The sequence below is a fragment of the Candidatus Eisenbacteria bacterium genome (assembly GCA_016867495.1).
Lineage (GTDB): Bacteria > Eisenbacteria > RBG-16-71-46 > CAIMUX01 > VGJL01 > VGJL01.
Genome location: VGJL01000109.1, coordinates 1 through 8,662 on the forward strand (window position 1 = coordinate 1; position 8,662 = coordinate 8,662).

Sequence of the window (8,662 nt, forward strand, 5' to 3'; positions counted from 1 at the left end):
TCACAGGCTTGAGGTCGCCGGGGGCATCCTCGGGGAGGAGGCCGCCGATCTCATGCGCTCTTTCTTCCGGCGCAAGCGCGAGGGCAGTCTCTGAGGGGGATCGCGCGCTTCTCGCCGAGGTCCAGGAGATCCGTCCCGGGCGGCGATAGAGCGCCGGAGGCGCCCCCCGCGGCGCATCCTCTCGGACCGGCAAGGTCTCTCGCAAGGGCGGAAAGCCCCAGGGCCCCCCGCCCTCCCGTCCCGCGGACTCGAGTGTCTCAGTTTTCGATCAGGGCATCCATCTGATCCTGGGTCAGCGGCGATCCGTAGACGATGTGGCCGCCATCCATCTCCTCCTTGTGGTAGCTCCAGCTTGGCAGATTGACGGGGCCGTTGATCGGATCGGACGCCTCCCCGATGTAGTCCAGGAATGCGAACCGGAACGCCGTCTTCCAATCGGAGGTGACGGGAATCACACCTGTCGGGCCGACGAGACGCTCCGCGCCCGAGCCTCCCGCATTCCAGCTCGTCACGCTGATCGCGCCGCCGTCGACATACTCTTGCAGCCTCGGGTTCCCCGCGCCGTCCTGGAGGTGGCAGTCGCCGCAGGCGATGTCCGCCTTCGTGATGCTGTGCCCGAAAAAGGGAGCCAGCGCTACGAAGGTCTCTCCGTCCACATCCACGAGGGCCTGGAATGTAGCCGTGTGGACCTTGCCTTCGTAGTTCATCAACATTTTGAAACCGGTTCGCGGCTTCTGCTCGAAGAACCTCTTCTTCTCCTGCACGATTTCCGTCTCGAAATGGCAGTTGTAGCAGCTGCTCACCGATTTCACGTGGCATGCGGAGCAGTGGAGCTTCGAGAGGTGCGTCTGGTGATAGATGTTCCCCTGCGCGCTCGGAGTGTGGCAGTCCTCGCAGCCGACTCGGGAGGCCCCCGCCGCAAGGAAGGAGGGATAAACGTTCCCGTCGCCGTGCATCTCGTCTTCCGAGTGACAGTCTGTGCAGCCCATTCCGCTCGACCTGTGAACGTCCTGAAAGAGAGTCTGCTCCGCGCCCTGGCGTCCGTGGCAGCCCAGGCAGATCTGATCGGTCACCGCGGCGGCACCGGGATCGCTCGGATCCGCGTGGCAGTCCTTGCACCCAGGAGCGTAGGTCGCGTGCTCGACCGGCGTGCCGTCGGCGTAGTTCGCGGCGTGGCACTTGATGCACGCGAGCTCGCTGATCGGGACGCCGGTGAGAGTCTTGAACCCGTCGGCCGCCTCATAGAAGGTCGCCTTGCCGGCGCGCTTCGCATGCAGGCTCGACGGAAAGATCCGCTGGATCCTCTCGAGAGCAGTCTCCTCCGGCCGTGTTGCGTCCTTCTTGTCCTCCGCGCAGCCCGCCAGCGACATGCCGATCGCGGACGTCGCCACGAGCAGGAACAGAACGAATCTTGCGAGCCGACCCTTCATCTCTGCCTCCTTCCCTCGATGTCGCGGCTGGAGGGCCGGTCGAGGGACCGCTTCCCTCCGCCGAGACGAGTCCATCGGTTCCCCGGTCCCTCGGGTCCGGGGGGCTTGACGTTCGCGTTTTTCCGGGGGACGGCCGATCGAGCGACGACGGGGCGACGAGCCACCGGCCGGTTCCGGGTGAGACCCCGGACATAGATCGCGACGTTGTTGCGGATGCTCTCCTCCTCCCCGTATCTCGCGCCTTGGATTCCGCCCCAGAGATGGTTGCTCAGTCCGCACTCGGAGACCATCCCGATGAAGCAGCGGGCGGTGATCTGCGGCTGGACAGCTTGGACGCGGCCCGCTCGGATCATCTCCTCGAGTCTGTCCGCCAGGTACCGGACGAACGGCGCGCGCAGATCCCTGAAGGCGCGGGAACAGAGGCGGTGACGGTCGAGGGAGCATTGCATCAGGAGCCGCGCCATCTCCGGATGCTCGCGATGAAACCGCAGGATCGTTCGGGCGATGGCGGTCAGCAGGTCTCCTAGGCTATTGGCCTTCTCGGCCTCCGCCATCGCGGCGGGCAGATCGAGACGCCGTCTGAGAGAGAGGATCGCCGCCTCGTAGATCGCGTCCTTCGAACGGAAGTGTCGATAGAGCGCCGCCTCGGTCACGCGGCAGCGACGGGCGATCTGCTGCATGGTCACTCTGTCGAACCCCTTCTGCGAGAAGAGAACGACGGCGTGGTCCAGGATCTGAGCGATCCTTCTCGCTGCGGGAATGCGCTTTGTTCTGCTGGCAGCGCCCATGTTAGTGAGTCCTTACTTCGAGACCTCGAAGAGTGTCCGCCCGCCGGGCCCCCGAGTCAACCTTTCGAGCATTCCGACTCCTTCACCGGATCATTAGATGTAATGGACGGCCGGGGGACCTGGGCGGGGAGGCTTCGGTCGCGGGGCCCCGGCGCCCCCGTCTCCTGGGCTTCCGAAGGCCCCTGGGCCTCCGCTGCGCGTGCGCGGATCCCTGCGAAGTGCTAGAATTGCGTGAACGAGGCGTCGCCGCCATGGCGGCCCGGCCGCAAACCGTCGATGCGGAGGTCAATGTGCATCGTCCCGCCATAGCTCTGTTGCTCCTGATCCTCACCCTTGGCCATCCGTCCGTCTCTGCCGCCGACTCCGCCACCCCCGAGGAGATGGCGCGGGTCTGCGAATCCTGGCTCGGACAGGTCGTCGAGACCCGGGGGAACTGGGCCGGGACGGCCACCCCGCGCATCTCGGGAGTCCAGGAGATCCTGAGTCCGGCGGGGGCGCTGCTGGGGCGCTGCTACGGGATCGATCCCCGGGGATACGTGGTCGTCCCCGTTCTGAAGGACCTGACGCCGATCCGGTGCTACTCCGAGGACTCGGACCTGGACATGGGCGGCGAGGACGGCCTTGCCCGCCTCGTCCGGGAGGACCTCGAGAGCAAGCATCGCCTGTTCACCCGGCTCTACGGCGGCGTCGATGCCGCGCAGCCTTCGGAGGGAGATGTCGCCTTCGGCCGGGAGCACAGGCGCCAGTGGGACCTCCTTCTCGGCCTGGACGGATCGGCGGTCGCTCCCTCGCAGGGGGCCCATCCCGAGCGCCTGACGCAGGTCGGCCCGCTGCTGACGACCTCCTGGGATCAAGGCAGCCCCTACTACAACTTCTGCCCCATGGGCGACGGCGGTCGGTGCGTGGTCGGCTGCGTGGCCACGGCGGTCGCGCAGATCATGAGATTCCATGCGTGGCCCCCGCGCGGTCTCTACTCGTTCGAGTACTGGTGGGACGGCGACGACTCCTGCGGCGGCCAGACGCAAGGGGCTTGGCTCTACGCCGAGTTCTTCGACGACTACGACTGGGCCAACATGCCGAACAGCTGCGGCGGCGGATGCACCCAGGCGCAGCGCGACGCCCTGGCGGAGCTGTCCTATGAGGTGGGCGTCGCCTTCCGGATGGACTACGGCCGGTGCGGCTCGGGGGCGAACACCAACTACGCAATCACCGAAATGCCTAAGTACTTCCGCTATGCGGATGTGATCGACAAGGAGTACCGGAACTCGCATTCGCCGGAGTCCTGGTTCGGCATCATCCAGCAGGAAATCAACAACGCGCGGCCGATGATCTACACGTTCCGCTTCGACGCCAACTCCGGACATGCCGTCGTCTGCGACGGATGGAGGGATACCGGCGGCCTGAACGAGTACCACATCAACTATGGATGGGGCGGATCCAACACAGCCTGGTACACCATCGACAACATCTACCCGGCCTACGACCCGATGTCCGAGCAGCTCTACCGCCGCATCATGCCCTCCTCCGGAATGGTTTTCCGCCTCCGGGCGGATGGAACGGGGGACTTCGGGACGATCCAGGCGGCCGTCGACGCTTCGCTCAACGGAGACACGATCGAACTCCACGACGGGACCTACACAGGGCCGGGGAATGTCGACGTGGACTTCGCCGGCAAGGCGATCACGATCCGCTCGCGGAGCGGACATCCGGAGGCGTGCGTCATCGACTGCCAGGGGAATCCGCAGAACCGCCGAGGCTTCGTCTTCGACTCCGGCGAGGGATCCGCGTCGGTTCTCGAAGGGCTCACCATCCAGAACGGATACGCCTCCGGCGGCGGCGCGGGAGGAGCGGTGCTCTGCTCGAACGGCTCCTCGCCGACCCTGCGCAACTGCATCCTGCGCGACAATGAGGTCGACGGCGCCTCCGACGCGGGGAACGGCGGCGCGATCGCGTGCGTGAACGCGAGCCCCTCTTTCTTCGATTGCGTCTTTGTCGGGAACCAGGCGACTCCACCCCTCGGCGACGGTGGAGCGATCTACTGCATGGGGGGCTCTCCGACCCTGACGGGATGCGTCCTTCTGCAGAACGTGGCCGGCAACCGCGGCGGTGGATTGGCGATCGACGGAACCTCCCAGCTCGACATGACGTCCACCACCCTGCACGCGAACTCAGCGGCGGCCGGTTTGGGCGGCGGGCTCTGGGTCGCGTCGGCCGCCTCGGTGGCCCTCGAAAACAGCATCCTCGGATTCGCGGGCGGCGGTGGGGCGGTCGCCTGCGGTTCCCCAGGCGGATCGATCGATCTCTCCTGCTGTGATCTCTTCGGGAACACCGGCGGAGACTGGACCGGCTGCATCGCCGATCAGCTCGGGATCGATGGGAACTTCTCGGAGGATCCGCTCTACTGCGATCCCGCCGGCGGAAACCTCGGACTCACCGCGCCCTCTCCATGCACGGCGGAGAACAACCTGGAGTGCGGCCAGGTGGGAGCCTTCCCGGTCCGATGCGGCGGCTTCCTCGTCCGCGCCGACGGGACAGGCGACTATCCGACGATCCAGGCGGCGATCGACGCCGCGACCACGGGTTTCACGATCGAGCTGGCGGACGGCCTGTACACGGGCCCGGGAAACCGCGACATCGACTTCCGGGGAAAGGCGGTCACCGTCCGATCGCAGAGCGGTGCGGCCGGAGCTTGCGTCATCGATTGCGGCGGGACTCCATCCGAGAACCACCGCGCCTTCTACTTCCACTCAGGGGAAGGGGCCGGGTCGGTCGTCTCCGATCTGACGATCACCGGCGGAAACATGGGTTCTTACAGCGGCGGGGCGATCCAGTGTCAGAACGAATCGTCGCCGACCATCACCCGGTGCTACCTGACGGGCAACTCCACAGCAACGGCCAGCGGCGGGGCGATCAACTGCTACAACTCGAGCCCGACGATCTCCTACTGCACGTTCACGGGGAACTCCGCCGGGTCCGGCGGCGCCGTCTCCTTCATCAACTCCTCGATCGCCGGCATGGACCACTGCACGCTCGTGGGCAACACCGCGATGAATCACGGGGCGGGGATCATCACCATGGGGTCGAATGCGACGATCACGAACACGATCATCGCATACAACCTCCAGGGCGCGGCGACCCACTGCTACACGGGATCGATCACGATGGCCTGCTGCGACGTCTTCGGCAACCCGGGCGGAGACTGGACCGGCTGCATCGCGACGCAAGCGTCGTCCGCCGGCAACCTCTCCTGCACGCCGGGGTTCTGCGGCCGGGAGGCGGGGGACTTTCACCTCTCTGCAGACTCGCCCTGCGCGGCCGACAACAACCTCGTTTGCGCGCAGATCGGAGCCTTGCCCGTTGGGTGCGCCGTCTCCGAAGTCGCCGATCTGGTCTGGGCGGCCGATGGGGGAAGGCCGCTGGCGATCCGGCCCAATCCGTTCTCTCGGTCGGCCGAGATCCTCTGGCGGATCGGAGCGGACGAGGACGCGATCGGGGCGGCGATAACGATCCACGACCTCGCTGGACGCGAGGTGCGAAGGCTCAGGCCCGAGCCGGTTGCGCCCGGTATGCGTCTCGCCGTCTGGGACGGCAGAGACGAGCGGGGCGCGGAGGTGGCGTCGGGCGTCTACTTCGTCAAGGCCGGGACGGCCTCCGGGGGCCGGACGCAGCGTATCGTCGCCATCAGATAGTCTCCGAGATCGTGCGCCGCTCCGAGCTTCCGGGTCCGGCGGTCCTGCGAAAACTACCTCTGGACAAACGTATCCTAATATCCTAGAGTCACCGCCGAATCGGGAAGAGCCGGCGTCCGGCGCATGACTTGATCAACGCGATCCACGGAGGGCTCGGTTGGAGGCTCCCGGACTGGAAGCGAGAATGGATCCGCCCCGCCTGCGGGTCCAGGTTCCCGAGGAGGGCTACCACCGCTCTCTCATCTCCTGCCAGGTCGCCTGCCCGGTTCACACGGACGCGCGCGGGTATGTGCGTGCGGTCGCCAACGGCGCCTACGACGAGGCCTACCTCCTCGCCCGGGGCCCGAATCCCTTCGCTTCGATCTGCGGCCGGGTCTGCGGGGCTCCGTGCGAGGGCGCCTGTAGAAAAGGAAAGCTCCCGAGGGTCGGACCGGACGGCGAGTACATCGCCGACGACCGCCCCATCGCGATCCGGGCACTGAAGCGATTCGCCTGCGAATGGGGGGGATTCGAGAAGTCCCCGCCGGACGGCGCCCTCCGGGCGATCCGCGACCGAGCGCCCGGGGTAGGCTTCGGCGTGGAGGAGATGGCCGCGCTCTTGCGCGGAGCTGTCGAGCGGAGACTCCCCCTGGCCTCAGGCGAGCGGATTGCCGTGATAGGCGCGGGTCCGGCGGGCCTCTCAGCCGCCCACGATCTCGCGTTGCTCGGCTTCCGCCCCACGGTCTACGAGGCCGAGAGGGTGCCGGCAGGAATGCTGATGCTGGGAGTGCCCGAGTACCGGCTGCCGCGGGACCTGATCCGCTGGGAAGTGTCGGTGATCGAGGCCCTGGGCGTGGAGATCCGCTGCGGCATGCGCGTTGGCGAAGAAGTGCGCTTCGCTGATCTGCGGGCGAATCATGCGGCGGTCCTGATTGCGGTCGGAGCCAAGCGGCCGCGATCGCTCGGACTTCCCGGGGAGCAAGGTCCTCACGTCTACGGTGGGGTCGATCTCCTCAGGAGCGTGTCTCTGGGCGAAGCGATCCCGATGGGAGAGAGGGTCGTCGTGATCGGGGGAGGCAACGTCGCCTATGACGTGGCCAGGACGGTCCTGCGGCAGGCGGCGTACGACACAGCGAGGACCGCAGCGCGGCTCGCCGGCACACGCAGCGTCTGCCTGGTCTCCCTGGAGACGCTGGAGGAAATGCCCGCCGATACCATCGAGATCGTCGAAGGTGATGAGGAGGGGATCGAGAGGCTCAACGGATGGGGGCCGCTGGCGATCGAGCGCAACTCTGCGGGACTCGTGACGGGCGTTCTCTTCCGGAGATGCCTCAGGGTCTACGACGACGACAGGAAGTTCTCTCCAGTCTACGACGATCGAGACTTGAAGCGGATGTCGTGCGATACCGTCCTTCTCGCTGCCGGACAGACCCCCGACCTGTCCTTCCTCCGAGCCGGCGGCGCCGACGTCAAGGAGGCGCGACCCGGTTGGCCGGCGGTCGACCCGGAGACGCTGATGACCACGGCGCCGGGGGTCTTCGTGGCGGGCGACCTGGCGCACGGCACCCGGCTCCTCATCGACGCGGTCGCGTCAGGCAAGGCCGCCGCACGTTCGGTCTATCGCCACGTTCTGGGAAGGCCTTTGCGGAGCGAGATCATCGAGCGCCATCAGATTCTGGATCGATATCGGCGCGAGACCGGGTACGAGGGGATCCGCCGGGTCGAAATCCCGATCCGCCCGGCAGGCGATCGGCTCGGTCCCGGCATGATCGAGGTCGAGGCTGGCTACTCCGAGGCGGAAGCAAGGCGCGAGGGGTCGCGGTGCCTCGACTGCGGGGTCACGCCGGTCTTCGACGGGACGCGGTGCGTTCTCTGCGGGGGATGTGCCGATGTCTGTCCCACAGCCTGTCTGAAGCTCGTGTCGCTGGACAGGATCGACGGGGGCCCCCCCTTGGCGGAGTTGATCGAGCGGTCGATCGGGTCTCGCGCCGACCTCGGCGAGAACTCCGCCATTCTGAAGGACGAGGAGCGTTGCATCCGTTGCGCGTTGTGCGAGCAGCGCTGCCCGGTCAACGCAATCACGATGGAACGGGTCGCCTTTCGTGGCGAATGGAGGATCTCCGCATGACAACGCGACCGCTGGCCGGGGGAAACGGCCGCTCGCGGCTGGATCCCGAGCCGATTCCGAGGCGCGACTTCCTCGGTCGCCTGGCGGTTTTCTCCTCCTTTGCGAGCCTCGCGTTCGCCCTGGCAGGGATCATGCGTCTTCCGAAAGCCGCGGTCCTCCCCTCTCCTTCCAAGAAGTTCAGCGTGAAGCTTCCCGAAGCCATGCAGCCGGGGGTTCCCTTCGTGCCGCCGGGCCGGTCGGTGGCGATTTTCAGGGACGAAGGCGGCGTCTATGCGGTCTCGACGGTTTGCACTCATCTTGGGTGCATCGTGAAGGCGGACGCCGGAGGCTTCAAGTGCCCATGCCACGGGTCTGAATTCCGAAGGGACGGCACGGTCGTTCGCGGACCCGCGCCGAAGCCGCTGCCATGGCTGGCGCTGGCTGTCTCGGCAGGGAGCGTCTGCACGATCGATGAGGGGTCGGTGGTCGAGTCAGGGAGGAGGGCGCGGGGATGACCGGGTCGAGCAGCGGGCAGAGCGCCATGGGCCGTCCTTCTGAAGGGAGATGCCCGGACGGGCGAAGCGCCCTGGCCCGCTTCGGCGAGAACCTGAGACGCGCGCCGCGGGAGCTCCGCGACTCGATGTTTCGCTCGGGCTCTCCCGCATCGGA

5 protein-coding genes are annotated in these 8,662 nt (G+C 66.9%); 3 read left to right on the plus strand and 2 right to left on the minus strand.

Annotated features, from left to right (window positions below; translation table 11 throughout):
• Positions 1-257: 257 nt before the first annotated feature.
• Positions 258-1,430: a hypothetical protein gene (locus tag FJY88_09700; GenBank protein ID MBM3287604.1), complete on the minus strand. Its 1,173-nt coding sequence runs from the start codon at positions 1,428-1,430 to the stop codon at positions 258-260.
• On the minus strand, positions 1,427-2,218 hold the full coding sequence (locus FJY88_09705; protein ID MBM3287605.1) for a TetR/AcrR family transcriptional regulator: 792 nt from the start codon (positions 2,216-2,218) through the stop codon (positions 1,427-1,429). The genes FJY88_09700 and FJY88_09705 overlap by 4 nt, the downstream gene beginning before the upstream one ends.
• A 218-nt stretch (positions 2,219-2,436) precedes the next feature.
• Between FJY88_09705 and FJY88_09710 the strand changes: the two genes are divergently transcribed.
• From FJY88_09710 to FJY88_09720, 3 genes are all read left to right on the plus strand, one after another.
• A complete protein-coding gene (locus FJY88_09710; GenBank protein MBM3287606.1) occupies positions 2,437-5,907 on the plus strand; it encodes a hypothetical protein in 3,471 nt (1,156 codons plus the stop codon).
• Positions 5,908-6,091: 184 nt separating this feature from the next.
• Positions 6,092-8,014, plus strand: coding sequence for a 4Fe-4S dicluster domain-containing protein (locus FJY88_09715; protein ID MBM3287607.1), 1,923 nt, complete (start codon positions 6,092-6,094; stop codon positions 8,012-8,014).
• Positions 7,996-8,508, plus strand: a complete 513-nt coding sequence (locus FJY88_09720; GenBank protein ID MBM3287608.1) for a Rieske 2Fe-2S domain-containing protein — start codon at positions 7,996-7,998, stop codon at positions 8,506-8,508. The genes FJY88_09715 and FJY88_09720 overlap by 19 nt, the downstream gene beginning before the upstream one ends.
• Positions 8,509-8,662: the final 154 nt, after the last annotated feature.